The sequence below is a fragment of the Methylomicrobium lacus genome, assembly GCF_041897535.1.
Lineage (GTDB): Bacteria > Pseudomonadota > Gammaproteobacteria > Methylococcales > Methylomonadaceae > Methylomicrobium > Methylomicrobium lacus_A.
In genome coordinates this window covers 578,004-604,003 of record NZ_CP169217.1, presented here as the reverse complement: position 1 = coordinate 604,003, position 26,000 = coordinate 578,004, and the positions used below count along the sequence as shown (strand labels likewise).

Annotated in this window: 21 protein-coding genes and 2 tRNA genes; 15 read left to right on the top strand and 8 right to left on the bottom strand. The window is 57.3% G+C overall.

Features of this window, described 5'->3' with window-relative positions; all coding sequences use genetic code 11:
* Nucleotides 1–24 precede the first annotated feature (24 nt).
* Together ACEPPP_RS02680 and ACEPPP_RS02675 are read left to right on the top strand one after the other, a co-directional pair.
* Nucleotides 25–1,185 carry a biotin/lipoyl-binding protein gene (locus tag ACEPPP_RS02680; RefSeq protein ID WP_374089520.1) on the top strand — a complete coding sequence of 387 codons (1,161 nt, stop codon included), beginning with the start codon at nt 25–27 and terminating at the stop codon, nt 1,183–1,185.
* Complete coding sequence (locus ACEPPP_RS02675) at nt 1,182–3,449, top strand: FUSC family protein (protein WP_374089519.1); 2,268 nt, start codon at nt 1,182–1,184, stop codon at nt 3,447–3,449. The genes ACEPPP_RS02680 and ACEPPP_RS02675 overlap by 4 nt, the downstream gene beginning before the upstream one ends.
* 59 nt (nt 3,450–3,508) lie before the next feature.
* Here the strand turns inward: ACEPPP_RS02675 and ACEPPP_RS02670 are convergent, their stop codons facing one another.
* Complete coding sequence (locus tag ACEPPP_RS02670; protein WP_374089518.1) at nt 3,509–4,417, bottom strand: LysR family transcriptional regulator; 909 nt, start codon at nt 4,415–4,417, stop codon at nt 3,509–3,511.
* Nucleotides 4,418–4,519: 102 nt separating this feature from the next.
* On the opposite strand from ACEPPP_RS02670, the gene ACEPPP_RS02665 reads away from it, so the two are divergent.
* The 3 genes from ACEPPP_RS02665 to ACEPPP_RS02655 all read left to right on the top strand — a co-directional run bounded on the left by ACEPPP_RS02665 (nt 4,520) and on the right by ACEPPP_RS02655 (nt 5,789).
* Nucleotides 4,520–5,122: an FMN-dependent NADH-azoreductase gene (locus ACEPPP_RS02665; RefSeq protein ID WP_374089517.1), complete on the top strand. Its 603-nt coding sequence runs from the start codon at nt 4,520–4,522 to the stop codon at nt 5,120–5,122.
* 241 nt (nt 5,123–5,363) lie between these two features.
* Nucleotides 5,364–5,639, top strand: a complete 276-nt coding sequence (locus ACEPPP_RS02660; RefSeq protein WP_374089516.1) for a pirin-like C-terminal cupin domain-containing protein — start codon at nt 5,364–5,366, stop codon at nt 5,637–5,639.
* Nucleotides 5,640–5,693: 54 nt separating this feature from the next.
* A complete protein-coding gene (locus ACEPPP_RS02655; protein WP_374089515.1) occupies nt 5,694–5,789 on the top strand; it encodes a pirin-like C-terminal cupin domain-containing protein in 96 nt (31 codons plus the stop codon).
* Nucleotides 5,790–5,895: 106 nt separating this feature from the next.
* Here ACEPPP_RS02655 and ACEPPP_RS02650 read toward each other — a convergent pair.
* From ACEPPP_RS02650 to ald, 3 genes are all read right to left on the bottom strand, one after another.
* Nucleotides 5,896–5,971, bottom strand: a tRNA-Lys gene (locus tag ACEPPP_RS02650).
* Between the two features lie 123 nt (nt 5,972–6,094).
* Nucleotides 6,095–6,170, bottom strand: a tRNA-Lys gene (locus ACEPPP_RS02645).
* Nucleotides 6,171–6,319: 149 nt separating this feature from the next.
* Nucleotides 6,320–7,438, bottom strand: coding sequence for an alanine dehydrogenase (gene ald / locus ACEPPP_RS02640; RefSeq protein ID WP_374089514.1), 1,119 nt, complete (start codon nt 7,436–7,438; stop codon nt 6,320–6,322).
* 304 nt (nt 7,439–7,742) lie between these two features.
* Here ald and ACEPPP_RS02635 point away from each other — a divergent pair, with 304 nt between their 5' ends.
* Nucleotides 7,743–9,632, top strand: a complete 1,890-nt coding sequence (locus tag ACEPPP_RS02635; protein WP_374089513.1) for a multicopper oxidase family protein — start codon at nt 7,743–7,745, stop codon at nt 9,630–9,632.
* 81 nt (nt 9,633–9,713) lie between these two features.
* On the opposite strand, the gene ACEPPP_RS02630 is transcribed toward ACEPPP_RS02635, so the two are convergent.
* Nucleotides 9,714–10,067: a DMT family protein gene (locus ACEPPP_RS02630; RefSeq protein WP_374089512.1), complete on the bottom strand. Its 354-nt coding sequence runs from the start codon at nt 10,065–10,067 to the stop codon at nt 9,714–9,716.
* Between the two features lie 176 nt (nt 10,068–10,243).
* Between ACEPPP_RS02630 and ACEPPP_RS02625 the strand changes: the two genes are divergently transcribed.
* From ACEPPP_RS02625 to ACEPPP_RS02615, 3 genes are all read left to right on the top strand, one after another.
* Nucleotides 10,244–10,723: an FKBP-type peptidyl-prolyl cis-trans isomerase gene (locus tag ACEPPP_RS02625; RefSeq protein ID WP_374089511.1), complete on the top strand. Its 480-nt coding sequence runs from the start codon at nt 10,244–10,246 to the stop codon at nt 10,721–10,723.
* Between the two features lie 155 nt (nt 10,724–10,878).
* Nucleotides 10,879–13,089, top strand: coding sequence for a bifunctional 23S rRNA (guanine(2069)-N(7))-methyltransferase RlmK/23S rRNA (guanine(2445)-N(2))-methyltransferase RlmL (gene rlmKL / locus ACEPPP_RS02620; RefSeq protein ID WP_374089510.1), 2,211 nt, complete (start codon nt 10,879–10,881; stop codon nt 13,087–13,089).
* The gene (locus ACEPPP_RS02615) at nt 13,077–13,346 is read left to right on the top strand and encodes an acylphosphatase (RefSeq protein ID WP_374089509.1); all 270 of its coding nucleotides are present in this window, start codon (nt 13,077–13,079) and stop codon (nt 13,344–13,346) included. The genes rlmKL and ACEPPP_RS02615 overlap by 13 nt, the downstream gene beginning before the upstream one ends.
* Before the next feature lie 11 nt (nt 13,347–13,357).
* On the opposite strand, the gene lnt is transcribed toward ACEPPP_RS02615, so the two are convergent.
* Nucleotides 13,358–14,935, bottom strand: a complete 1,578-nt coding sequence (lnt, locus tag ACEPPP_RS02610; RefSeq protein WP_374089508.1) for an apolipoprotein N-acyltransferase — start codon at nt 14,933–14,935, stop codon at nt 13,358–13,360.
* Nucleotides 14,936–15,058: 123 nt separating this feature from the next.
* On the opposite strand from lnt, the gene ACEPPP_RS02605 reads away from it, so the two are divergent.
* The gene (locus tag ACEPPP_RS02605) at nt 15,059–15,877 is read left to right on the top strand and encodes a DUF2927 domain-containing protein (protein ID WP_374089507.1); all 819 of its coding nucleotides are present in this window, start codon (nt 15,059–15,061) and stop codon (nt 15,875–15,877) included.
* A gap of 112 nt (nt 15,878–15,989) precedes the next feature.
* Here the strand turns inward: ACEPPP_RS02605 and ACEPPP_RS02600 are convergent, their stop codons facing one another.
* Both ACEPPP_RS02600 and ACEPPP_RS02595 read right to left on the bottom strand, forming a co-directional pair.
* Nucleotides 15,990–16,772 (bottom strand): ParA family protein, encoded by a 783-nt coding sequence (locus tag ACEPPP_RS02600; protein ID WP_374089506.1) that lies wholly within the window; start codon nt 16,770–16,772, stop codon nt 15,990–15,992.
* Nucleotides 16,773–16,843: 71 nt separating this feature from the next.
* The gene (locus ACEPPP_RS02595) at nt 16,844–17,329 is read right to left on the bottom strand and encodes a zinc ribbon-containing protein (RefSeq protein ID WP_374089505.1); all 486 of its coding nucleotides are present in this window, start codon (nt 17,327–17,329) and stop codon (nt 16,844–16,846) included.
* Nucleotides 17,330–17,410: 81 nt separating this feature from the next.
* Here ACEPPP_RS02595 and leuS point away from each other — a divergent pair, with 81 nt between their 5' ends.
* The 5 genes from leuS to htpG all read left to right on the top strand — a co-directional run bounded on the left by leuS (nt 17,411) and on the right by htpG (nt 25,957).
* Nucleotides 17,411–19,894 (top strand): leucine--tRNA ligase, encoded by a 2,484-nt coding sequence (leuS, locus tag ACEPPP_RS02590; protein WP_374089504.1) that lies wholly within the window; start codon nt 17,411–17,413, stop codon nt 19,892–19,894.
* On the top strand, nt 19,894–20,385 hold the full coding sequence (lptE, locus tag ACEPPP_RS02585) for an LPS assembly lipoprotein LptE (RefSeq protein ID WP_374089503.1): 492 nt from the start codon (nt 19,894–19,896) through the stop codon (nt 20,383–20,385). Before leuS ends, lptE begins: the two co-directional genes overlap by 1 nt.
* Nucleotides 20,386–20,387: 2 nt before the next feature.
* Nucleotides 20,388–21,410: a DNA polymerase III subunit delta gene (holA, locus tag ACEPPP_RS02580; RefSeq protein WP_374089502.1), complete on the top strand. Its 1,023-nt coding sequence runs from the start codon at nt 20,388–20,390 to the stop codon at nt 21,408–21,410.
* 196 nt (nt 21,411–21,606) lie between these two features.
* Entirely contained in the window at nt 21,607–23,928 is a 2,322-nt protein-coding gene (locus ACEPPP_RS02575; protein WP_374089501.1) for a putative bifunctional diguanylate cyclase/phosphodiesterase, read from the top strand.
* Nucleotides 23,929–24,025: 97 nt separating this feature from the next.
* The gene (htpG, locus tag ACEPPP_RS02570) at nt 24,026–25,957 is read left to right on the top strand and encodes a molecular chaperone HtpG (protein WP_374089500.1); all 1,932 of its coding nucleotides are present in this window, start codon (nt 24,026–24,028) and stop codon (nt 25,955–25,957) included.
* Nucleotides 25,958–26,000: the final 43 nt, after the last annotated feature.

Below are 26,000 nucleotides of genomic sequence, written 5' to 3'. Positions count from 1 at the left end.
GAAAACAGTCAAACCGATAATCACGTGACCCCTCTTAAACGCCGCATACTGCTCGGGCGTATCCTCGGAACGTTGATCGTGCTGGGGGCGGTCATCACCGGAACGCTGGCCTGGCGCATCAACTACCAGCACCCCCGCACCAACGACGCGATGATCAGGGCCAACATTGTCGGCATCGCACCCGAGGTGAGCGGCCGTATCGTGGAATTGCATGTCGAAGACAATCAATACGTCAAAAAGGGCGATTTGCTGTATGTGATCGACCCGCGCCCCTATCAGGCCAAACTGGACCAGGCCAGGGCGGAATTGCTGCTGGCCGAAAAAGAGGTCGATTCACGGCGCGCCTCCAGCGGTTCCGCAGAGATTGCGATCGAGCGACTCGAACACCAGCGCGCCGCCGCCGAAGCGGAAGTCAACCGGATCGAGGCCGAGGATGAATATCTGCATAACTATCTGGAACGCATTGAACCCTTGGCGGAAAAACAATACGTCACCACAGATGAGCTCAAGCAGGCCCGCTCCAAGTACGCGGCATCGCGTGCGCAACTGGCGGATGCGCGCGCCAAGGTACTCTCGGCCCGGAGCGCGATCGCCGAAGCCAAAAGCGAGAGCCGCCGCGCCGTGTCGTTGATCGCCCAGGTCGGCAACGTCAATGCCCGCATCGAAGCCGCCAAGGCGGTCGTCGCCGCGGCCGAACTGGACGTGGAATACTGCTCGGTCAGGGCGCCTTTCGATGCCTATGTCACCAACCTGAACACCCGCGAAGGCGAATACGCCAAGATCGGCACACAACTGTTCGCCCTGGTCGATGACCGTCACTGGTATGCGATCGCCAACTTCAAGGAAACCTATCTGGATTCGATCCGGCCGGGCCAGGAAGCCGAAGTCTTCCTGGTCGGCTATCCGGGAAAACGCTTCAGCGGGGTGGTGACCGGCATCGGCTGGGCCAACTCGCCCGACAATGTGAAGCAGGATGGCGTGCTGCCGGAGGTTCAGCGCACCCTGCACTGGGTCGTGCTGGCATCGCGTTTTCCGGTGCGGATCGAGATCAAGGAGCGCGACCCCGAGCATCCCTTACGCATGGGCATGACCGCCTTTGTCACCGTGTTGGATCGCCCGGCCGAAGTGCCGGCGCTTGCGCCGGCCAATCAGCAAGGAGTCGGTAAAATCAGGATGCCGCAATGAACAACGGCGATAGGCAGGACGCTTCGTTTCTGGACAAAAATCGAAGCCGCCTTTGGTTCGGAAGCGGGCTGATTCAATTCCTGACGGCGGAACTGAAAGATTTTCCAGGGCGGCGGGTTGCCGCATTCCGCCTGTTCATCGTGTCACTAACCATTGCGCTGGTCAGCCAGGCCCTGCATGTGCCGCCGCTGGGGGCGATCGCACTGCTGATCTGTCTGAGTTACGACGCCTATGCGAATGCCGGTCAGTCCCTCATGTTCGGGATACGCCAGCTGGGCTATATCATCGTCACCACCCTCCTATCGGTATTGACGCTGATGCTGGCCGGCAATGAGGCCTGGCTGCTCTTGCCCTTGTCTTTCGTCATCATGGCGGCCGCGCTGTTTCATGCCCGTCTGACCGCCTGGCCCACCGGCATCGCGCTCTGGTATTCGGTGGCGGTGCTGTATGGCCCGAGCGATCCCGAGCAGGGCGTCTACAACGCCTTGTGGAATATCCCGATCATCGGCGTGCTGGCGATCGGTTCATGGACGGTGGTGCACCTGGCCATCAAGCCGCAAGACCCGCTTAAGCTGCTGAAGGCGAGCATCGCGGAACAACTGGCGGCGGTCGAATCCATTTTGAGTACGCGCCTGGCCGACAGCGGCGTGATGATCCATGACCGGGCCATAACGACACTATCGAGCCCCGGCAGCTTCGGCAAAGTGATCGGTTTGCTGGCCAACGCGGAGCTGATCCATCCCGCCACGCATAAACGGCATGACACCTACCTTGCTCTGCTGCTTGAAATCGACGGCCTGCGCCAGATGGTCCTCTGGCTGGAACAGGTATTGGCGGCGGAGTATCGCGCGCAGCCGATGACTCAGGAAAAACTCGATGTCTATCTTGCTTTGCAAAGCGCCTGCGCAGCGCTGCGGCAAGGCGTGGAAGCATCGCGCGATGTGTCCGGGCAAGTGGAAACGCTGCTGGCCGACGAGGTGCTGCACCGTTATTCGCTGCAAACCCACCCTTCGCTGTTGACCGCCATTTGGCGCGCGCAGCTACGTATAGCCAGCTTGCTGTATGACTTGCATCAGCCGGCCCCCAGGCCCGACATGAAAGCCCTGGAAGACGAAACCGACGCTAAGGAAACCGACGGCTGGTTTCCGGCCAGGTTTGGCTATGAGTTTTGGGCGAGGCATGCCGACAGCCTGCAATTCGGGATCAAATTTTCGCTCGGCGCGATACTCTGTACCTTGATCATCGAAAGCCTAGCCTGGCCGGGCATCAATACCGCGATACCGACCTGTCTGGTCGCCGCGCAAACCAGCCTCGGCGCCGACTACCGGCTCTCGCTTTTGCGTTTGTCGGGCGCGGCCATCGGCGGACTTTGCGCCTACTTTTATGTGCTGGTATTTCAATCCCAGCTCGACACGATCGCCGGCTTTGTGTTGGCGACGGCCCCGTTCTGGGCCATGGCGGCCTGGATTTCCTCCGGCAGCGAGCGGATCGCCTACCTGGGCAGGCAGCTCGGGTTTTCGTTCGCGCTGTTCGTCTTGCACGACTTCGGCCCGGTCGCCGATCTGTATCTGCCGCGCGACCGGGTGATCGGCATCTTGCTGGGCGTCATCGTGATGGGCGTCATCGACTATGCGCTGTGGCCGCGGCGTTCGATCGGGCTGGCCCGCCACCATGGCGCCGCGGCCTTGCACGCACTCGCAGGATTCACCAGCCGGCTGCCGGATTTGAGCCTGCTGTTGAAACATACCTTGCCATTGCGCCTGGCCGCAGAAAAGGATCTGACGGCGGCACGGGATCTGGTGATGCATGCGGTACTGGAACCGGATGCCGGATCGGTCGACAAAGCCAACGAAAGAACCGCGCTGAGTCAGGTACTCGAAGCCGCCGAAAACCTGTCCGGCTTGCTGCAGATTCGGCGGCGCTATCGCTTGCTCAGCGGCCAACAATTCAGCCGTTTTCCCGACGAACTGCAACAATACAGCCGCGCGTTCGATGCGGCGCTGGCGAACGACCTCGAAAATGCCGCGCGAGTGCTGCAAGGCGAGCCGCAGGAGGCCGGGATGGAGGCGGCCGACATTCATGCGCTGCTGAAACAAAGCTACACGGAGCACCATCGCATCGACAGCTTGCCTAGCGACCTGGCGATGGAGTGGGAACTGCGCTTCATGCTGGACCAGCAAATCATCGAGCGGGTAGAGCACATCCAGCAAAGCGCCCTGGATGCTGTTTCCTATCGCCCGAAAGTCGGCTCGGCTATGGATTAGCAATAGATAACCTGGGGCGTTCCACTGACGGGTATTTCGGAGAAACGCTCTAGCAGTCATCATTCCCCTTCGTCTAATAGCGATTGATTGCAGGTTTCCCTGATGATCTCGGCCAGACGCCGCACACCCGGGCCAGCGAGGTCCGGATTGGCCAGTATCATATAGAGTGGGACTTCAAGGATTCCGCCTTCCCGTAAAGGCAGCGGCTTGAGCAGCCCTGATTTTAACTCCTCCCTGATATGCTCTTCCGGCAGCCTCGCAAAGCCAAAACCCATCGAAACCGCCTGGATCGACGTGGCGATCTGGCTCACCGTCCAGCGCTGATCGACTTCGATGGATACCGTGCGCCGGTCACGCTTGCTGCCCGAATCCCGGACCACCAAATGCCGATGGGCGCGCAAGTCGCGACGGGTCAACTCTCGGCCATCGCGATGCAAGGGATGATCCGCCTGCGCGACGGTGATCAAGCGAATTCGCATCAACAGTTCGCCGAGAAAACCGGGCGGCAGCCGGGGCGAAATCACCAAGTCGGCTGCACCCTTCAGCAGCGCATCGTCCGTGCCACCGAGCACCGATTCGATCAATTCTATCCGTGTGCGTGGGCTTTCCTGGCCGAAGCGATCCAGACTTGCCAATAACAGCCGTGAAGGAAACAGGATTTCCGCCGCGATGCGAATCTCGGCCTCCCAGCCTGCCGATAACATGTGCGCCGCTTGCTCCAGATCGCGGGCCTCTTCGACCAAGGCCAGCGCACGGCGGTAAAGCATCTGGCCCGTCGGCGTGAGCACGGATTTCCGCCCCTGAATCTCGAATGCCTTCACGCCCAACTGCACTTCGATTTTTTGCACCGCATAAGTCACCGCGGATTGGCTTTTATTCATGATTTCGGCCGCCTGGGCATAACCGCCGGCGTCCACCACCACGATCAGCGCTCGCCATTGTTCCAGGGTAATATGAGGTGTCTTCATAATTAATCTAAATATTAGATCGAAATGAGCAAAATATTATGCTTTTTTATCGAATTAGCAGGGTGTTTAATGGTGTCACATTCAACAAAGGAGGAAAACCTCATGAAAACCCTGTTACAAATCACCTCCAGCATTTTCTCTTCCGGCGGCCAGTCCAGCCAACTCGCCGATCAATTCGTCGACGCCTGGCGCGCCAATCATCCGGATGCACAGGTGGTCGTTCGCGACCTGGCACAAAATCCCTTGCCGCACCTGGACGCGCAGCGGGTGACGGCATTTTTTGCGCAGCCGGAAGCGCGAACCCCGGAACAGCAGGCTTTAGTGGCGGAGTCGGATGCGCTGATCGAGGAAATCAAACAGGCCGAGGTGATCGTGATCGGCTTGCCGATGTATAACTTCGGCATTCCTTCGACGCTGAAGGCCTACTTCGATCATATCGCCAGGGCCGGCGTGACCTTTCGCTACACCTCAAACGGCCCCGAAGGTCTGCTGACCGGCAAGAAGGCCTATGTCTTCGCTACGCGCGGCGGACTGTACGCCGGCACGCCGCTCGACAGCCAGACTGGCTATGTGCGGAACTTCCTCGGCTTTTTAGGCATCACCGATGTCGAGTTCGTTTATGCCGAAGGGCTGAATATGGGCGAGGCAAGCAAGGATGCGGCATTGGCCAAAGCCCAACAGCAACTCGCCACCTTGGCGGCATGAATATGGCATTCCAGAAAATAAATGCCGATGCAGGAAAGCGGGCGCATGCGCGGTTTCCAGCTTTGGGTGAACTTGCCCGCAGCCGAGAAAATGAAACCGGCCGCGTACCAGGATAATTCAACCCGAGGCAATTCCCTCGCTGCACCTGCATGGCGGTGGCCGGGCTAAAATTATAGCCGGGACAGCAGAAATTGATGACCGGGTCATATCCGGGTAAATCCAGGGCCTGAGCACCGAGCCGTTGTTCCTCGATGTTCGACTTCCTGGAGGCGGGCATTTTGTTCACCCGATTGCTCAAGGCCATAACGCATTGGTGTATATTTACGAGGGCCAGGCCGAAATCGGTCCGATGGCAGAAAGACATCCTCTGGAAGCGCATGCCGCGGGAGTGCTGTCCGATGGAGATCGGGTCGAAGTTCACGCAGGCCAGGAGGAGGCTGCTTTTCTGGTGCTTGTCGCCGGTCCATTACGCGAGCCGATTGTCCAGTATGGCCCCTTTGCGGTTGTAACAAAATAACTCTGCCACTATTGATGTTGTGAGAGAAATTAGAGAAGGTTTTTCTTCACATTTATGGCAGGTTTATTTTGTTCCGGCGCCTTTGTCATGAATACACTGGATGAAATTGAGCAGGCGATTGCAGACTATCGGAATGCGCAGTTGGTATGAGCCGGTTAGGCTATGCGCTCAGATACAAATCGTAGCTTTTTTTATGCAAGGCATAAAAAAAGCAGCTGCGATGCAATCGCGAGCTGCTTTTTTGTAGAATTAAAGTTGGTGGGTCGTATTGGATTCGAACCAATGACAACCGCATTAAAAGTGCGATGCTCTACCGACTGAGCTAACGACCCAACAAAGAAATCGAATCACGGGCTGAATTTTACGGAATCGGCAACTATTCAGCAATGAAAAAAATCGGGCATAAAAAAAGGGCTGTCAGTCAAAATAAGCCCTTAATTTATTTGCAGTTTAGTTGGTGGGTCGTATTGGATTCGAACCAATGACAACCGCATTAAAAGTGCGATGCTCTACCGACTGAGCTAACGACCCAACAAAAAAATAGAATTATAAAGTGAACTTTGGTCTTTGGCAAGACCTTTTTTTGTCTTTGATTTGAAAAAATACTGTTTTTTAGATAGTGTCTCGTAAAAGATATTGATAATAAAAGAAAATGGTGTTCAGCGGGGGGTAAGCATTTATCAGGCGTTGGACGCCAAGGCTTGCTGGGGGGCGATGGAGCCGAGTACCAATGACTCGGCTACGGCCGCATTGGTTAATTGGCCTCGATGGGTATTCAGGCCAAGTTGCAGTGCGTTGTTGCGGCGGAGCGCGTCCAGACCTTCGTTGGCCAGGTTCAGCACGTAGGGCAGGGTGGCGTTGTTCAGAGCCAGGGTGCTGGTGCGGGGGACAGCACCGGGCATGTTGGCGACGCAATAATGCACGATGCCGTCGACGGTATAGATCGGCTCGCTGTGGGTGGTCGGGCGCGCGGTTTCGACGCAGCCGCCCTGGTCGATCGAGATATCGACGATCACCGCGCCCGGGCGCATGTTTTTCAGCATGTCGGCACGGACCAGCCAGGGGGCTTTGGCGCCCGGAATCAACACCGCGCCGATCACCAGGTCGGCCTCATAGACCGCTTCCTCGATCGTGTAGGTGTTGCTGATGCGGGTCTGCAGTTGTCCCCGGTAAATATCGTCCAGCGTTTTCAGGCGGTCGTAGTTCACGTCGAGCACGGTGACCGCGGCGCCGAAGCCGACCGCGACCCGCGCCGCATTGGAGCCTGCGATGCCGGCGCCGAGAATCACGACGCTGGCGGGCGGGACCCCCGGAATGCCGGACATCAGGATGCCGCGGCCGCCGTGGTTTTTTTGCAGATAGGTCGCGCCGGCTTGGACCGCCATGCGCCCGGCGACCTCGCTCATCGGCGTCAACAAGGGCAGCTTGCCGTCGGGCATTTGCACCGTTTCATAGGCGATGCCGGTGCTGCCGCTCTTTAACAGGGCTTCGGTCAGGGTAGGATTCGAGGCCAAATGCAGGTAGGTGAAGAGAATCGTATCCTTATTCAAATAACCGTATTCCGCTGCGATCGGCTCCTTGACCTTGACGACCAAGTCCGCGGCCCAGGCTTCTTCCGCGTGCATCACGATTTCCGCGCCGGCGGACAGATATTCGAGGTCGGTGAACGAACTGCCGATGCCGGCGCCGCTCTGTACCTTGACGCGATGGCCTTGCCGAGTCAACGCGCTGACCGCGCCGGGGGTCAGGCCTGATCTGAACTCGTTATCTTTTATTTCTTTGGGCAGTCCGATCAGCATATTTGCAATCCGTGATGAAGGTTGATATTAAAAATAGCATTTTTACGCCAGGCGAACAATTAAATCAGCTAGAGCCGACACGAGGACGCCAGCAAGGCTGGGGTTGTTTACTGAACTTTTCGATTTGCGGGCAGGACGAAACATGCAGGATGTCATCAATACTTCCGTTATCTCGCCGTATAATGGCAATGGATCATCGGGCTTGGGGTTTTATACTTGAGTATTACGAAACTCTAATATAAACTCGATGCCAACTCCCTATGTCGATCAGGGTTTTAATAATAACAAGGTTTGAGGAGGATTTATGCCGAAGAGCAACCATTACAGCCGCCGCCGTTTTTTAACGCAATCAAGCCTTGGCTTGCTGGCGTTTGCTGGCACGCCGGTGATGCTGCGCGCGATGGAGGGCATGCAGGCCATGCCGAAACTGGCGCCGAACAAGGCGTCGCCGAATTTTAAGCCGGATGTCGAATTCGAGTTAAATTGCCGTTCCGCCTCGGTGCCGATTCTGTCGGGCCAATCCACCCTGGTGCAGCAATACACCGGCAATCTGCTCAAGGGGCCGAGCGAGTCGTTGGTCGAGATTCCGAACTCGTATCTGGGGCCCTTGATTCATTTGCAGAAAGGCCAGAAGGTGCGCATTCATCTGCACAACAAACTGGCCGAGCCGACCATCACGCATTGGCACGGTCTGCATGTACCGGCCGAAATGGATGGCCATCCGCGTTACACGATAGCCCCCGGTGAAACCTTCGTCTACGAGTTTGAGGTGCTGAACCGGGCCAGCATGAACATCTACCATCCGCATCCGCATGAAATCACCGCCAAGCAGGTTTACCATGGCTTGGCCGGCGCGCTGTTCGTGCATGACGCCGAGGAAGCGGCGCTCGGATTGCCGTCCGGCGAGTATGAAATTCCGATCGTGATTCAGGATCGCCGCTTCGACGACCAGAATCAACTGGTGTATGTCGCCGGCATGCACGGCATGCACGATCGGATGATGGGCTACTACGGCGACCGCATCCTGGTCAACGGACGCCCCGATTATACGCTCGACGTGGATAGCCGCGCCTATCGTTTACGCTTTCTGAACGGTTCGACCGCACGGATCTACAAACTCGGCTGGGACGACGGCACGCCGATCACCGTGCTCGGCGTCGACGGCGGCTTGCTGGAGGCGCCGGAACACAAGCCTTATGTGATGCTCGCGCCGGGCGAGCGCCTGGATGTCTGGGTCGATTTTACCGGCCGCGCGGTCGGCTCGCAGCTGGTCATGCGCAGTCTCCCGTTCTCCGGGGTGCTGCCGAAAATGGCCGAACGGATGCAGAGAGGCATGGGCGGTATGGGCGGCGGTCACCAGATGGGGATGATGGGCGGCATGATGCACGAATTGGCTTTGCCGGTCGGCAGCGATTATCCGATCTTTACCGCGCGGGTCAAACGCAAGGTCAGCGACAGTCCGGCGCTGCCGAAGCAGTTATCGAAAATCCACTGGCACAGTGTCGCCGATACCGCGAATGCCAATAAGCCGGTGCCGATCGGCATTTCGGAAGGCCACATGGCGATGCTGCTGAACGGCAGGCCGTATGCGTTCGACGACGTGCAGCCGAACGAGCGCATCCGCCTGAACACGGTGCAATTGATGGAGATCTTTCATGCCCATGGCGAAGGCGGCGGCCATGGCGGCAAAGCCTCCGGCGAGACCAAGGAACATCAGGGTTCAGAGCAAAGTGGCGGCATGCAGCACGGAGGCATGGGTGGCCACGGCATGGGCATGATGGGCGGCGGTATGGGCATGCATGGCGGCGGCGAGGGCGGCGGCATGATGGGTCATGGCCGAGGCGGCATGGGCATGATGGGCGGCATGCACGGCGGCGGAGAGGGAAGCGGCATGGGCATGGGTGGCGGTATGGGAGGCATGGGCATGATGATGAGCATGGCGCATCCGATCCACCTGCACGGCCAGTCGTTCCAGATCGTCAGCCGCAGCATGGCCGCCGGCAACGAGGAGGACTACGAAAGCGTGCGCCACGGCTTTATCGAAAATGGTTTAAAGGACACCGTCCTGGTGATGCCCGGCGAAACGGTCCGTATCATCAAGCCGTTCCAGGATTTCAAGGGCCTGTTCATGTATCACTGCCATAACCTCGAACATGAGGATATGGGCATGATGCGCGATTTCTTGGTCGAATAAAACCGCTTGATGGGTCAGGCCGTGCGCTTCGCGGCCTGACCTTTCTTCAACAGGGGGGGGGGGCGAACGCCTCCGTGGCGCCTATGCTTGGCTTCCCCGAAACATGAAATACACCGCACCGATTAAACACAATCCGGCCCAGAGGTAATCCAGTTTCAACGGTTCCTTCATGTACAGCAGCGAGAAGGGCACGAAGACGGAGAGGGTCACCACTTCCTGAATGATTTTTAACTGGCCTAGCGACAATTGCGTGTAGCCGATCCGGTTGGCCGGCACCTGCAGCAGGTATTCGAACAGCGCAATCCCCCAACTGAGCAGCGCGGCGATGATCCAGGGCTTGTTGCCGAGATTCTTCAAGTGCGCGTACCAGGCGAAGGTCATGAAAACATTGCTGCACAAGAGCAGGCTGATGGTCGTTATAATGGGAATGGACATATCCGGGTAACTACAGGGTTTTAATGGGGCTATTTTACCAGAAGCCAAAAATGGCGAGATAATCGCCGCGTTGCGATATGGGTGAGACAAATTGCCGCAGCCGCCGCGCTATTGCGGTTGAATCGCTATTTGTTTGTTACACTATAGGCTCCAATAATAATTTAAGAGGGGATACCGTGGGTAAACTTCAAACTCAAATCATTTCATTTGTGACGGTGGTGCTTGTCGGTTTAACGATTGTTTCCTTGGCCAATGCGACCACGCCGGCGGAAAAAAAGGCCGAAGGCGCGGCTTTTCTGGCGCAAAACGGCAAAAAGCCGAATATCGTGACGACCAAAAGCGGTTTGCAGTATGAAGTATTGGCGAAGGGTAGCGGCACGGTTTTTCCTTCGGCAACCGATAACGTGACCGTGCATTACAAGGGCACGACGGTCGACGGCAAAGAGTTTGACAGTTCCTACAGCCGAGGCGAGCCAATCACTTTCCCTTTGAATGGCGTGATTCCGGGCTGGACCGAGGGCGTGCAGCTGATGAAGGAAGGCGATAAATTCCGCCTGTATATTCCATCCGAATTGGCTTACGGCGAACGCGGCGCGGGCCCGATTGGTCCGAACGAAGCGCTGATTTTCGATGTCGAGTTGATCAAAATTCAATAAACTCGTCAGAAGCGTGGGTTAGGCCAGCAAGGTCTAACCCCAAATTCCCTCCCCCAAGATTGGGTTATGCCCGCAAAGTACACAAGCGGCTATGCTAACCCGGCCTATCCGGCGTAAAATACGCTCTTTTGTCTTTCTCCCCAGTCTTTTAAAACATGTCCCACTACCAGTTTTTCGCCACGACTCCGAAGGCGATGGAAGCCGTTCTTTGCGAAGAATTGAAGCAACTCGGCGCGGAAAACATCAAACCCGCGCTCGCCGGCGTCGCCTTCGCGGGCGATCTGGCGACGGCTTACCGGGCCTGTTTGTGGTCCAGGACCGCGAATCGTATTCTGCTGTTGCTCGGCACCTTCGACGTCAAAACCCAGGACGATCTGTATTACGGTGTCAAAAGGATCAACTGGTTCGAGCACATGGGCCCGGAAGACAGCTTTGCGGTGACCTTCAGCGCGAAAAACTCGGAAGTGATCACGCATTCGCATTTCGGCGCCTTGAAGGTCAAGGATGCGATCGTCGACCAGATGCGGGCGAAGTTTCACAAGCGTCCGAATATCGCGATCGAGCGGCCGGACATTCGGGTCAATGTGCATTTGCAGGGCCAAAGCGCGCAATTGAGTCTCGATCTGTCCGGCGAAAGCCTGCACCGGCGCGGCTACCGCGACATCACGATTCAGGCGCCGATCAAGGAAAACCTGGCCGCCGCGATGCTGCTGAAAAGCGGCTGGCCGGACATCGCCAAAGCCGGCGGCACGCTGATCGATCCGATGTGCGGCTCCGGCACGCTGTTGATCGAGGCGGCGATGATCGCGGGCGATTTCGCGCCCGGTCTGCTGCGCGATTATTACGGCTTTCTCGGCTGGAAACAGCACGATGAGGAGGTTTGGCTGGCGATCCGCGAAGACGCGCGCCAGCGGAAACTGGCCGGCATGGACAAGATTCCGGTGATCGCCGGTTTCGACCTCGACCGCCAGTCGGTCAATGCGGCTTTGGCGCATATCGCGAATGCCGGTCTGCAACACAAAATCCATGTCGAACGCCGCGACATCGCCGATGCCGAAGCGGCCGCGAGCTGGCCGCCGGGACTGGTGATCTGCAATCCCCCGTATGGCGAACGGCTCGGCGATACTCAGGAAACCGCCGATCTGTATCAGCGCTTCGGCGAGATCTTGAAAACCCGTTTTATCGGCTGGAAGGCCGCGCTGATCATCAGCGATCCGGAACTGGGTTTCCGTCTCGGCATCCGCTCGCAAAAGCCGGTCACGCTGTATAACGGCGCGCTCGAATGCAAACTGCTGCGCTTCAGCATCGAACCCGCGGCGTTTTTCGTCCCGAAGGCGAAGACGCCGGAGGAGCGCATCAGCCGCGCGGTCGAAGGCAGCCAGCAGCCCGCCGAAGACGCGGTCGGCGCCGACATGTTCGCGAATCGGCTGCAAAAGAACCTGAAAAAGCTCGCGAAATGGGCGAAGCAAAACCAGGTGACCTGCTACCGTGTTTATGACGCGGACCTGCCCGAATTCGCGGTCGCGGTCGATATCTATCAGGGCGAGGAAACCTGGGTCAACGTGCAGGAATACGAGCCGCCGAAGAGCGTCGATCCGTTCAAGGCCGACCGCCGGCTGGCCGGCGTGCTCGCCGAGATTCCGAAGGTGCTCGGCATCCCCAAGGCAAACGTGTTCCTGAAAATCCGCCGCAAGCAAAAAAGTACCGACCAGTATGAAAAACACGGCGAAACCGGCCAGTTTCATGTCGTCGAGGAAGGCGGCTGCAAGTTTTGGGTCAATTTCGAGGATTATATCGATACCGGTCTGTTTCTCGATCACCGGCCGATCCGCCTCCGGATTCAACAAGAGGCGAAGGGCAAGCGCTTTCTGAACCTGTTCGCCTATACCGGCAGCGCGACCGTGCATGCGGCGAAGGGCGGGGCTATTGCGACCACCACGGTCGACATGTCGAATACCTATGTGAACTGGGCGAAACGGAATCTGGCGCTGAATCAGATCGAGGGCGCGCACGAATTGATACAGGCCGACTGCCTGGAATGGCTGGCGCAGGAGGCCGCGCAACCGTATTGCCGCCAATACGACCTGATCTTTCTCGATCCGCCGACCTTTTCGAATTCAAAACGGATGGAAGACGTTTTCGACATTCAGCAAGACCATGTACAATTGATCACACACGCCGCCAGCCTGTTGGCTCCGAACGGCGTACTCTATTTCTCGACCAACTTCCGGCGCTTTAAAATGGACCCTCAGGCCTTGTCCGATTTGCGAATCGAAGACATCAGCGCGGCGACCGTCCCGGAAGATTTTTCCCGTAATCCGAAAATCCATTACTGTTGGAGAATACAAAAAACATGCGCAGAGTAAAAATCGTGGTTGCCGGCCGCGTACAGGGCGTTTATTTCAGGCTTTTTACTCAGAACAAGGCCAAGCATCTGGCGATCCTCGGTACCGTGCGGAACCTGCCGGACGGCCGGGTCGAAATCTATGCCGAGGCGGAGCATTTGATGATCGATAAATTCATCAAATGGTGCAGCAAGGGGCCGGTCACCGCGCGCGTTGACAACATCGAAGTGACCGAGCTCGAACCGGAATTGTCTTACACTGCTTTCGATATCATCTAGGCCTGACGGTGTTACCGGTCAGATTGTCTGACCCCGGAAAACCAGCCCGCCAGCAGTAAGGCCGCCAGTGACGACCAGAGCAGGGCGGGAACCAGCCAAAACCAACGTTGATAAAAAGTCGGCTCGGGATTTTTCCGGTAACGGACTTCATACAAGCCGCTCCAGGGGCGATAGATCGGCGAACGCTCGAGAATCTCGCCAGATGCCAGCGAGACGGTCGAAATGCCGGTATTGGTGACCCGCAGCACCGGAATCCGGAATTCGACGCCGCGCGCCAGCGTCATGTACATGTGTTGGTAAGGCTCCTGCCAGGCGCCGTACCAGGAATCGTTGGTCGCATTCACGATGAACTCCGCACCGCGGCCGGCCAGTTCGCGTGAAAATTCGGGGAACAGGCTTTCGTAGCAGATTTGCGCGCCGATCTTGAAGCCGTTCCAGGTCAGTAACTCGCGGGGCCCCTTGCCGCGCGCAAATTGCCCGGTTTCGGGCAGCCATTGCCGGATCTGCGGAAACGTTTCCTCGCCCGGAATGTATTCGCCGAACGCGAGCAGAATCGTCTTGCTGTAATGCGCCGGCTGTAGTTCGCCGTCCTTGTTCAGCACGAACAGCGAATTGGTCGGCAGTCGCTGCTGCATGTTATAGCCGTAAGCGCCGGTAATCAAAGGCAACTGCCGCTCATGCAGGTATTCTCGCAGCGCGGACGGATACTCCTGAGCGATGAACTCGGGGCCGAGGATCGCCGGAAACGCGGTCTCCGGCCATAAGGCCACGTCGATCTTCTTGTCCTGATGCGCCGCCAGCGCCTGATCAGTCAAGGTGATGTAACGCCTGAAAATTTCCTCGCGAAAGCCCTTGCCGAGTTCGGCGGCGAGCTTTTCCGAGTTTTCGATGCTGGCCTGCACCAGCAGCGCGTTCAGCGACGCATCGGGCTCCGGCAGACGCTCTTTCAGCCAGAGGCCGCCGAAATTGAGCAGCGCAAACACCACGCTGACCGAGGCCAGCAGCAACTTGCCGCGAATCTCCCGGCGCCGCACCCAGGCCCAATACAAAGGCAGGTTCGCGAGCAGCGTCAGCGCGCTGAGCCCCTTGAAGCCGATGATTTCGGCCCAATGAAAAATCGGCGTTCCCGCGCCGTACCACGAATAACCGAAATTCCAGTCGAACAGGGTCAGCGAGTAGGCCTCGCACAGCACCGTGATCATCGCCATCAGCGCGAGCGACAGCTTGTCGTTCCAGCCGAACCGGCTTTTGCCCCAAAACCACAGCATCCCCGCAACCGGCACGAACAAATGCGCGAGCAGAGCGTACAATAGCATCCCCACCACCGCCAGCGGCCAGGGCAGATGCGCGAATTCGTGCAGCGTGTAGGTGACCCAGTTGAAACCGATCAGCGTGAACACGAACGAAGTCAGCAAGCCGCCGAGGAAAACGGGCATGAGGCGGGTCTGCCGCTGCCAGAACAGCCACAACGGCACGAAACAAAACAGCGCGGCCCAGGGCGGGAACGGAATGTAGCTGGTGCCGATAAATATGCCGGACAACAGCGGTAACAGCCAGGGTGCGAGGCGCGTGGCGGTGAGATTTTTCATAGGGGTGGCGGAGTTTCCAGGCTGGGTTTCAGGCGCCGGTATTGTACAGAAGTTTTGCCGAACTGTGCGGTTTGGTTTTTGGGTCTTGCCTAATCCATCATCTCATGCGCTGAAGGGGCGTACATGTTGAATAGCCATGACAGTAAAATTCGCTTGGCGCTGTGCGGCCTAGGCTTGCTTGGGCTGCTCGCTGCATCGCCGGCGCGGGCGGACCCGTTCGAGTCCTGGAAGTCGCCGGGCTATGTGCTGAAAAGCTTTATCGAGATCGCAATGTTCAACGAACATTCGGACCACCGTCCCGTCGGCATCCGCAAGTGGACGACGCCGATCAACTATTTTTTTGTACACCGGGTGGGCGATCAGGAATTGCACGAAAGGTTGGCGCGCCTGCACATCGAACAGTTGTCCGCGATTACCGGTTTGCGCATCAGGCCGGCGGCGGCGCAGAAAGACGCGAATCTGCTGATCATTTTTTCGACCGAGGGTCGGTTGCGGAGCGAACTCTTGCAAGACTTCGGGATTCGCTCAAAGGCGCAGCGGGAGCGTCTGTTCCGCCATAGCGTTTGTCTCGGCAACTTTGCCGTGGCCGGCGATGCATCGATTGCTCGGGCGGTCGTGATCATTCCGGTCGACCGCGCCAGCGCGCACGCGAAACTGGTCGATTGCATCGTCGAGGAAATCACGCAGGTACTGGGCTTGCCGAATGATTCCGAGCAGGTGTTTCCCTCGATATTCAACGATAGATCGGTCAACTCGTTGCTGTCGGGGCTGGATTATCTGCTGCTGAAGATGCTCTACGATCCGCGCATCAGGCCCGGCATGAATCTCATTCAGGCGGCGCCGGTGTTGAAAACGATCGCGGATGAGTTCGAGCGGGACAAGTTGATCGAAAGTGCCGAAGCGAAGGTGAGAAGCGGCGGTTTATACGGCTTGTTGTATTGAAGGGGAAGGGCGGTGCCGGCTGGGCGGGGTCGAAGCCGCTCGCTTCGGCCCCGGTCAGTGAGCGGCTTAATTGCACAGGATTTTAACCCCCGCCTGCGGCGGGGGCTTTGCTTTACGATTCCCCGTGAATCTCCGAATGCAGTGCCTTGAATTCCTCGGTCAGTTTGTGGCCCGGCACATAATGCACCAGCGGCTGCGCCTGGCTGTGCGATTCTCTGACCTTGACCGAAGGCGAGATCATCGCGGCGAGCACCGGCAGGCCTTCGGCGATCAACTGGTCGACCAGTTGGCGCGGCAGGTTTGCCTGTTTCTGGAACTGGTTGACCACGATGCCCTCGATTTCGAGGTGCTGGTTGTGATCGGCCTTCACTTCGCGGATCGTGTTCATCAGGGTCAACAGCGACTCGCGCGAGAAGGTGTCGCAGTCGAACGGAATCAGGCATTTGTCCGCCGCGATCAGCGCCGACTGGCTGAAAAAGTTCAATACCGGCGGCGTGTCCATGTAGACCTGGTCGAAGCCTTGCAGGCTTTCCAGCGCTTCCTTCAGCTTGAAGATCTTGAAGCGCGATTCGAGTTTGCTTTGCAGGGACTCCAGTTCGGGATGCGAGGGCACCACGTAAAGATTCGGGAACGGCGTTTCATGAATGAAGCTTTCCAGGCCGGAGCCCGAGCCGCCGCCGAACAGCGACAGGCTCAGGGTGTCCTTGAAGAACTGCGCGAGCGTTTTTCCGCTTTCGGCAACCTTTTGACCCATCAGGTATTGCGTCGAGTTGCCCTGAACGTCGAGGTCGATCACCAAGGTGCGTTTGCCTTCGACGGCGCTGATCGCGGCAAGATTGCAAGTAATCGTTGATTTGCCGACGCCGCCTTTTTGATTGAAAATGACTCTGCGCATTTTTAGTTGTGCTCCGTGAAATCCGCTAGCTAAAATCTTATTATAATACAAAAGCTAAGGGTTTCGCTTGCTTACATGCGCACGAAGGTGGTTGCCTTGCATTGCGGGCAAACCGGGATTTCGCTGGTGGTCTTGAACGCGATTTCCTTGCCGCAGTTGTCGCAGATGAAGGTGCCGGGGATCGTGATTTCGCCGCTTTGGTATTTGTGGACCTTCGCGTGCTCTTCGAGTTCGGCCAGCTGGATCCGGGTTTTGTCCGCGACGCTCAAGAAGGCGTCGAGCGTAAAATTCTCGATCAGCTCGATATCGAATTTGAACCATTCGGATAGCGATTCATCGTCGCTCTTCGCGCTCAGGCCATGCGCGGCGCTTTCGACGTCGCGTTTCACGTAGCCCGATACCTTGTCCAGGTCTTCCTTGCTCAAATCGCTGGTCTTGCCGGCTTTTTCGGTCGAAATCTCGAGCGCCTCGCCGAGCGTGTGCAGGGCCTCGTCCATCGTTTCGTAAAGGTGCTTCACGATGTCGTTATATGCGGCGACCCATTTGTTTTTGTTCATACTTACCTCTCCTGAAAATGACACTCTTGATTCGAGCAACTGTGGTATTCTAACGCTTTTGACCGACAAAAGACGAGAAGGATGCAAGAAAATTACAAGCCGTTGGTTATAGAGCAAGAAGTGCAGCAAATCTGGGAAGAGACGGGCGTGTTCAACGTGTCCGAATCGTCCCCGAAAGAAAAGTATTATTGCCTGTCGATGTTCCCCTATCCCAGCGGTAAACTACACATGGGGCATGTTCGTAACTATACCATCGGCGACGTGATCAGCCGCTATCAGCGCATGCTCGGCAAGAACGTATTGCAGCCGATGGGCTGGGACGCATTCGGCCTGCCGGCCGAGAACGCGGCGATGCAGCACGGCGTGCATCCGGCCGACTGGACCTACGACAATATCGCTTATATGAAGGGCCAGTTGCAGCGGCTCGGCTTCGGCTACGACTGGCAGCGCGAAATCGCGACCTGCGACCCGTCCTATTACCGCTGGGAGCAATGGTTTTTCCTGAAGCTACTCGAAAAAGGCCTGGTCTACAAAAAGACCGCGCCGGTCAACTGGTGCCCGAACGACATGACCGTGCTCGCGAACGAGCAGGTGATCGACGGCTGCTGCTGGCGCTGCGACACCCAGGTCGAGCGCAAGGAGATCGCGCAGTGGTTCTTGAAGATCACCGACTACGCGGACGAACTCCTGCAAGCTTTGGATACGCTCGACGGCTGGCCGGAGCAGGTCAAGACGATGCAGGCCAACTGGATCGGCAAGAGCTATGGCGTACGTTTCGCGTTTCCTTACGAACTGGACGGCAAACAGGATTTATTGTGGGTTTATACGACCCGCGCCGACACGATCATGGGCGTGACCTTCTGCGCGGTCGCCCCCGAGCATCCCTTGGCGGCGCGTGCCGCCCGGAATAATCCGGAACTGGCCGCGTTCATTCACGAATGCGAGCAGACCGGCACCGCCGAAGCCGATCTGGCGACGATGGAAAAGAAGGGCATGCCGACCGGTATCAGTGTCACGCATCCTTTGACAGGTATTCAAGTCCCGGTCTGGGTCGGTAATTACGTGCTGATGAGTTACGGCGAAGGCGCAGTGATGGCGGTACCGGCGCATGACGAGCGCGATTTTCATTTCGCGCAGAAATACGATCTGCCGATCATCCAGGTTTTGGAGAATCAAGCGCCGGGTAAAGACGACAAGCCGTTCGACACGATTGGCTGGCAGGACTGGTATGGGTCGAAAGAAGACTCGCTGGTGCTGGTCAACAGCGGCAAATACGACGGCCTGACCCACAAGCAGGCGGTCGATGCGATCGCGGCCGATTTGAAAGCTAAGGACCTCGGCGACAAGCATGTGCGCTTCAGGCTCCGCGACTGGGGCGTTTCGCGCCAGCGTTACTGGGGCGCGCCGGTGCCGGTGATCTACTGCGACGACTGCGGCACCGTACCGGTGCCGGAAAAGGATCTGCCGGTCGAACTGCCGCGCGATGTGGTGCTGGACGGCTCGCAGTCGCCCCTGGTCGCGCATCCGACCTTCTCGAAGACGACGTGCCCAAGCTGCGGCAAGGCGGCTCGGAGGGAGACCGACACCTTCGATACCTTCATGGAGTCGTCCTGGTATTTCGCGAAATATGCCTGCAAGGATTCCGAAGCGATGCTCGATGCGCGCGCGAACCACTGGCTGCCGGTCGATCATTACATCGGCGGCATCGAACACGCGATCCTGCATCTGCTCTATGCGCGCTTCTATACCAAGCTGCTGCGCGATGAAGGCTTGATCGTCGCCGACGAGCCGTTCAAGAATCTTCTGACCCAGGGCATGGTGTTGAAAGACGGCAGCAAAATGTCCAAGTCGAAAGGCAACACGGTCGATCCGCAGGCCTTGATCGATCAATACGGCGCCGATACGGTGCGCCTGTTCATCATGTTCGCGGCGCCGCCCGAACAATCGCTCGAATGGTCCGACAGCGGCGTCGAAGGCGCGTTCCGCTTCCTGAAACGGCTGTGGAAGCTGGTCTATCAGCATGTCGAGTCGGGCCAAGCGGTCAAGGCGCTCGACAAGGCCGCCCTGACCAAGGAGCAGGCCGACCTGCGCCGCCAGTTGCATCAGACGATCGCGAAAGTCAGCGACGACTTCGGCCGCCGCTTCACCTTCAATACCGCGATCGCGGCGAACATGGAACTGGTCAATCATTTGTACAAGTTCAATGACGAGTCCGACAATGGGCGCGCGCTGCTTCAGGAAGCACTCGAAGCGGTCGTGCTGATGTTGTCGCCGATCGTGCCGCATGTCTGCCATCAGCTGTGGCAGGATTTGGGACGCACCGATGCATTGATCACCGCGGCCTGGCCGGTCGTCGATCAGTCGGCATTGACGCAGGATACGCTGGAGATGGTCGTGCAGGTCAACGGCAAATTGCGCGGCAAGATTTCGGTGGCCGCGGCCGCCTCGAATCAGGCCATCGAAGCGCAGGCTCTCGGCGACGAGCATATCGCCCGTTTGCTGGAAGGGCAGGCGGTCAAGAAAATCATCGTGGTTCCTAAAAAACTGGTGAACATCGTCATTTGATGAAGAAGCTATTCATTATCTTCCTGGCTTGCTGGCTGAGCGCCTGCGGTTACCATTTGCGCGGCGCCGGTCAGACGACGGTCAAATTCAAGAAAGTCTATCTGGAGGGAGCTTCGGGGGCCTTGCGCGATGGCTTCGACGAAGTCCTGAGGCTGTCTTCCGCCCGCGTGGTCAAAAAAGCGAAAGAGGCGGATTTACAGGTCAAGGTGGTGGAGGAAAAACTCAAGCGCCGGTCTGTTTCGCTGAATTTCAGCGGCCGTTCCAATGAGTTCGAATTGGGTTACCGCCTGGAAGTTCAGCTGGTCGGGGCCGGCAATGCGCCGCTGCCGGCCGGCAAGCCGATTCAGATCATTCGTGAATATTTCAATGACCAGCAGGACATTCTCGCGAAGAGTAACGAAGAAAAAGTGATCCTCCGGGAATTATACCAGCAGGCCGTGCGCACGATCCTGGAACGCGCCCAGGCGCAAGTTCAGGCGAGCGCCAAATAACGATGCGCCTGAAGCCGGAACAAACGGCGCAGCATTTACGCAATAAACCCCTCGCCCCGGTCTATCTGGTCAGCGGCGATGAGCCGCAGCAAATCGCCGAAATCACCGACGCGATCCGCAAGGCGGCCCAGGAAGCCGGTTATCTGGAGCGGGAGATTTTTTCGCCGGATAGCGGTTTTTCCTGGCACGACCTGCCGGCGGCCGCCTATGCGACCTCGCTGTTTGCGGAAAAGAAAGTGATCGATCTGAGGCTGCCCTCCGCAGCGCCCGGCACCGAAGGCGCAAAAGTCCTGACCACGTATTGCGAACGCTTGCCGGAAGACACCCTGCTGTTGATTTCGACCGGCAAGCTCGCGTCAGCCTCCCTGAAAACGCGCTGGTTTCAGGCCCTGGAGCGCGTCGGCGTCTTTATTCAGGTCTGGCCGCTCGAAGGCGAGGATCTGCTGCGCTGGCTGCAACAACGTATGCAGCAGCGCGGCATCAGCGCCGACAAGGACGGCTTGAAGCTGCTGGCCGCCCGAATCGAAGGCAACTTGCTGGCCGCCGCCCAGGAAATCGAAAAGCTCTATATCCTCTACGGCGCAGGCTTCCTGGATGCCGCCAAGATCGCCGATGCGGTCGCGGACAGTTCGCGCTATGATGTTTTCAAACTGGCCGACAGCTTGCTGAGCGGCAATCCGGGCAGAATCACGAAGATCCTGGCCGGGCTGAAGGACGAGGATGTCGCCGCGCCGGTCGTGCTCTGGGCGATCACCCGCGAAGCCCGCACGCTGTGCAAACTCAAGCAGGATCTGGCCGCCGGCAAAAACCGCGATGCCGCGATGCAGGCTCAGCAAATCTGGGACAAACGCAAGGCGCTGGTCGCACAGGCGCTGGATCGATTGACCGAAGCGGCCTTGCACCGCATCCTGGTCATCAGCGCCAAAGCCGACCGCGAGATCAAGGGGCAACAGCCGGGCGATCCGTGGCAGACCTTGTTGCAGGTTTGTTTGCAGTTTACTTCGGTGGTTGCAGTAAAACAGTAGGCAATTCGTTTCTTAATTCTGGCATAAGACGGAGATGGTGCTAAACTATCAATGACTTATTGCCCAGTCCTATCCATTTTCTGAAGAATAGGGAGTTGTTAGAAGCTCCCGGTCATTTCTATGATGGCTTCCCGCAGGACGGCAGAGCAATAAGCGCTTTGCTGGTTAATCCCATTAACATCCTCTCCGGGATCCTATGAAACATAAGATACTTCTGTTTCTGGCAATATTGCTCGTATTCGCGAATATCTTATATCTTCTCGCCGCGCATTATTATCCTCGGCTCGATTACGAAGTCCCGTTAATGATGCTGAACGGTGCATTCAGTCTCTACACGTCCGCCGCTTTCTTGCAGGCGAGCCAAAATAGCTTTAGCTTTCACGACAAACTGCCGTTGCCGGTCGCTCTGGAGGCGGAGGCGCTGCAGCTTTCCGATAGGATACTCATTCAGTCTTCTCCCGATTTTCTCTGTTTGAAGGATAAAAACGGGCGCTGGCTCAGTGCGTCGCCGGCATATTTGGCCAGTTTCAATTTGGCCGGTGTGGACTACCTCGGGAAAACCTATTTCGAGCTTGCCCAGCAGGCCGACTGCGATATCGAGGCGTTGAAAGCTGGCGCTGCCCGGGACAAAATTGCTTGGAAGCTGCGCCGCCCCGTGAAGGAAATCCGGCGGATATCGCCGGAAGTCACGATGGAGGTGACCCGCACGCCGGTATACGACCTCGAACAAAAACGCTATCGCTTGATTGTGACCGGTATTCCGGCCGGAGAGTATGAACGAAAAAGAGCCCGTCTGGAGTTGCTGGAACAGGCGGTCGATCAGTGTCATATCGCTTGCGCGCTGCTGGATCAACAGTTTCAGGTGCTCGACAGCAATAAGACTTTCCAGGAATTGACCGGCTATCCGCCCGACGCTTTACACAATCAAAACATCGCCATGATTATCGCCCCTGCCGAATCGGAAAGGGCGATGTCCGCTCTGGAAACCGCATGCGGCGGAAACGCCGGACAGCGCTGGACTGCTGAGTGCAATTGTCGCCGGGGAGATGGCGGGGTTTTTCCGGCCAGGCTGGAAGTGACCGCGGTCAAGGACGGCAGCCGGGATAATCATTTTTTCTTCAGTTTATCCGATATTACCCAGCAAAAATTAGCCGAAAACCGCGTACAGAAAATTGTTTATTTTGACGAATTGACCGGTTTGGCCAACCGGGCGCTATTCTTCGAACGCTTGGGACAGTTTTTGTCGACGGCTGCCCGCTATCATTTGCATGTGATCGTCTTGTATATCAATCTCGATCGCTTCAAGTCGATTAATGATTCGCTCGGCCACGCAGCCGGAGACGAACTGCTTAAGAAAACCGCCGAAAGATTAACCGACATTACCCGGAAAAGCGATCTGGTCGCCCGCTTGAGCGGCGATGAATTTGCGGTCCTGCTGCTGAACGACAAGTTGCAGGAGCATGCGGTTTACGCCGCGTCGATGATCGCCAAAAAGATCACCGGATGTTTTGCACAGTCATTCTTCATTCGGCGCCGCGATGTCTATGTCGGCGCCAGCATCGGCATCGCGATTTCCCCGGAAGACGGGGCTTCGGCCGAGGCCTTGGTCAAACATGCCGATATGGCGATGCATGAAGCGAAGAACGCCGGGCGCAATCATTACCAGTTTTATCGCAAAGACTTTACCGCGGCGATCCAGGACAGGCTGAATATGGAGATCAATTTGCGCAATGCGATCGCTAAGAACGAGTTGCAACTGTACTTCCAGCCGCAATACCGGGCGAAGGACAGAGTCCTCTGTGGGGCGGAGGTGCTGATCCGCTGGTTTCATCAAGTCGACGGACAAATCAAAATGGTGCCGCCGAACCATTTTATTCCGGTTGCCGAAGAGTCCGGGCTGATCGTCGACATCGGCAGATGGATTCTCCGCACGGCCTGCAAACAGCTCAAGACCTGGCAGCAGGAGGGCATCCCGTTGCCGCAGGTTTCGGTCAATATTTCGGCGCGGCAATTTTCTGATCCCGATTTTCTGGAAATGGTCGAAAACGCGCTCGGCGATTCCGAACTGGCGCCCGAACATCTCGAACTGGAAATTACCGAGTCGATGCTGGTGGGCGATATCAAACGCATCGAGTTACAGTTGAAGCGCCTGAAAAAAATGGGCATACATCTGGCCCTGGACGATTTCGGAACCGGTTATTCTTCCTTGTCCTATCTGAAGAATTTTCCGATCGATGTGCTCAAAATCGACCAGTCATTCATCCGGGAGATGACGAATGATTCCCGTGACGCGAATATCGTCCGCGCGATCATCGAGATGGGGCATTCGCTGGGACAGAAAATTATCGCGGAAGGTGTCGAAACCGAGAAACAACTGGGTTATCTGGTGGGCCGCGAGTGCGACATCATCCAGGGGTATTTCTTCAGTCCGCCGTTGCCTGGCCACAAAATGACCGATCTATTGTGCTCCGAGAGAAAAAATATCGGCAAGCCGAAGCAGAAGAGTCTGATTAATTGAGCTTTCGATCACTTGTTGCCGAAGCCGGGGCTTGAAAAACAAATCGCCGGTCCCCAGTTCAGTGCTCATCCATTCTTTGTAACCGGAACGAGCACATATGACAGTAGAAGCAAAAAAACAAACGCTGGGTTTTGAAACCGAAGTCAAACACCTGTTGCACTTGATGATCCATTCCTTGTACAGCAACAAGGAAATCTTTCTGCGCGAGCTGATCTCGAACGCCTCCGATGCGTCCGACAAGCTGCGTTTCCTGGCCCTGTCCAATGAGAGCCTGTACGAAGGCGACAGCAACCTGAAGATCCGCCTCGAATACGACAAGGACAAACGCACGATCAAGGTGATCGACAACGGCATCGGCATGACCCGCGCGGAAGTGCAGGAGCATATCGGCACGATCGCGAAATCCGGCACCAAGCAGTTCTTCGAAGCCTTGACCGGCGATCAGGCCAAGGACAGCGAGCTGATCGGCCAGTTCGGGGTCGGCTTCTATTCGGCCTTCATCGTCGCGGACAAGGTGACCCTGGTCACCCGCAAGGCCGGTGCGCCGGCGAGCGAAGGCGTGCGCTGGGAATCGGCGGGCGAGGGCGACTATACGCTCGAATCGGTCGAAAAGGCCACGCGCGGCACCGAAATCACGCTGCACCTGAAAGAATCCGAAAGCGAATTTTTGGACGGCTACCGCATCCGCTCGATCGTCCGGAAATTCTCCGACCATATCTCCCTGCCGATCGTGATGGACAAGGAAGCCCTGCCGTCCTACGACGAAGAAGGCAATGAAGAGGCCGAAAAGCCGGCCGCGCAAGTCGAGGAAGAAACCGTCAACAGCGCATCGGCCTTATGGACCAAGGCGCGCCAGGACATCAGCGAGGACGACTACAACCAGTTCTACAAGCATGTCGGCCACGACTTCCAGGATCCTTTGACCTTTGTGCACAGCAAGGTCGAAGGCACGAACGAATACACCTTGCTCTTGTACGTGCCATCGCGCGCGCCGTTCGACCTGTGGGACCGCGACAACAAACACGGCGTCAAGCTGTACATCCGCAAGGTCTTCATCACCGACGACGCCGAGCAGTTGATGCCGCGCTATTTGCGCTTCATCAAGGGCGTGATCGACGCGAACTCGCTGCCGCTGAACGTCTCGCGCGAGATCCTGCAACAAAGCAAGCAGATCAGCACGATCAAATCCGGCGCGGTCAAGAAGGTGCTCGGCATGCTGGAAGGCGTGGCGAAGAACGAGCCGGAAAAATACGAAAAATTCTGGTCCGAATTCGGCGCGGTGCTCAAGGAAGGCCCGATCGAGGATCATGCGAACAAGGATCGCATCGCGAAACTCTTGCGCTTCGCCTCGACGCACGGCGACGGCGACAAGCAGTCGGTCAGCCTGGAGGACTATGTCGGCCGGATGCAGGAAGGTCAGGAGCATATCTACTACGTGACCGCGGACAGCTACGCGGCCGCGAAGAACAGCCCGCACCTCGAAATCTTCCGCAAGAAAGGTATCGAAGTCTTGCTGCTGTCCGACCGCGTCGACGAATGGCTGGTATCGAGCATGGACGAATTCGATGGCAAGCACCTGCAATCGGTCGCCAAGGGCCAGCTGGATTTGGGCAAGCTGGATGACGAGGAAGAGAAAAAGCATCAGGAAGAAGTCAGCAAGGATTTCGAATCGGTGTTGACCCAGATCAAAGACGTGTTGGCCGACAAAGTCAGCGAAGTACGCTTGAGCCACCGTCTGACCGAATCCCCGGCCTGTCTGGTCTCCGACGTGTACGGCATGAGTCTGAACATGGAGCGGATCATGAAGGAAGCCGGCCAGAAGATGAACTTCGGCAAGAAGCCGATCTTCGAGATCAACCCGGACCATGCCCTGGTACAGCGCCTCAAAGCCGAGCAGGACGACAGCCGCTTCGCCGACCTGACCCACATCCTGTTCGACCAGGCGATCCTGGCCGAAGGCGGCCAGCTCGACGATCCGTCCGCGTTCGTGCACAAGCTGAACGGCTTGTTGCAGGGCCTCTTGCGCTAAGCGAAGGACCCAAAAAGGCCGGACATGCTCCGGCCTTTTTTTT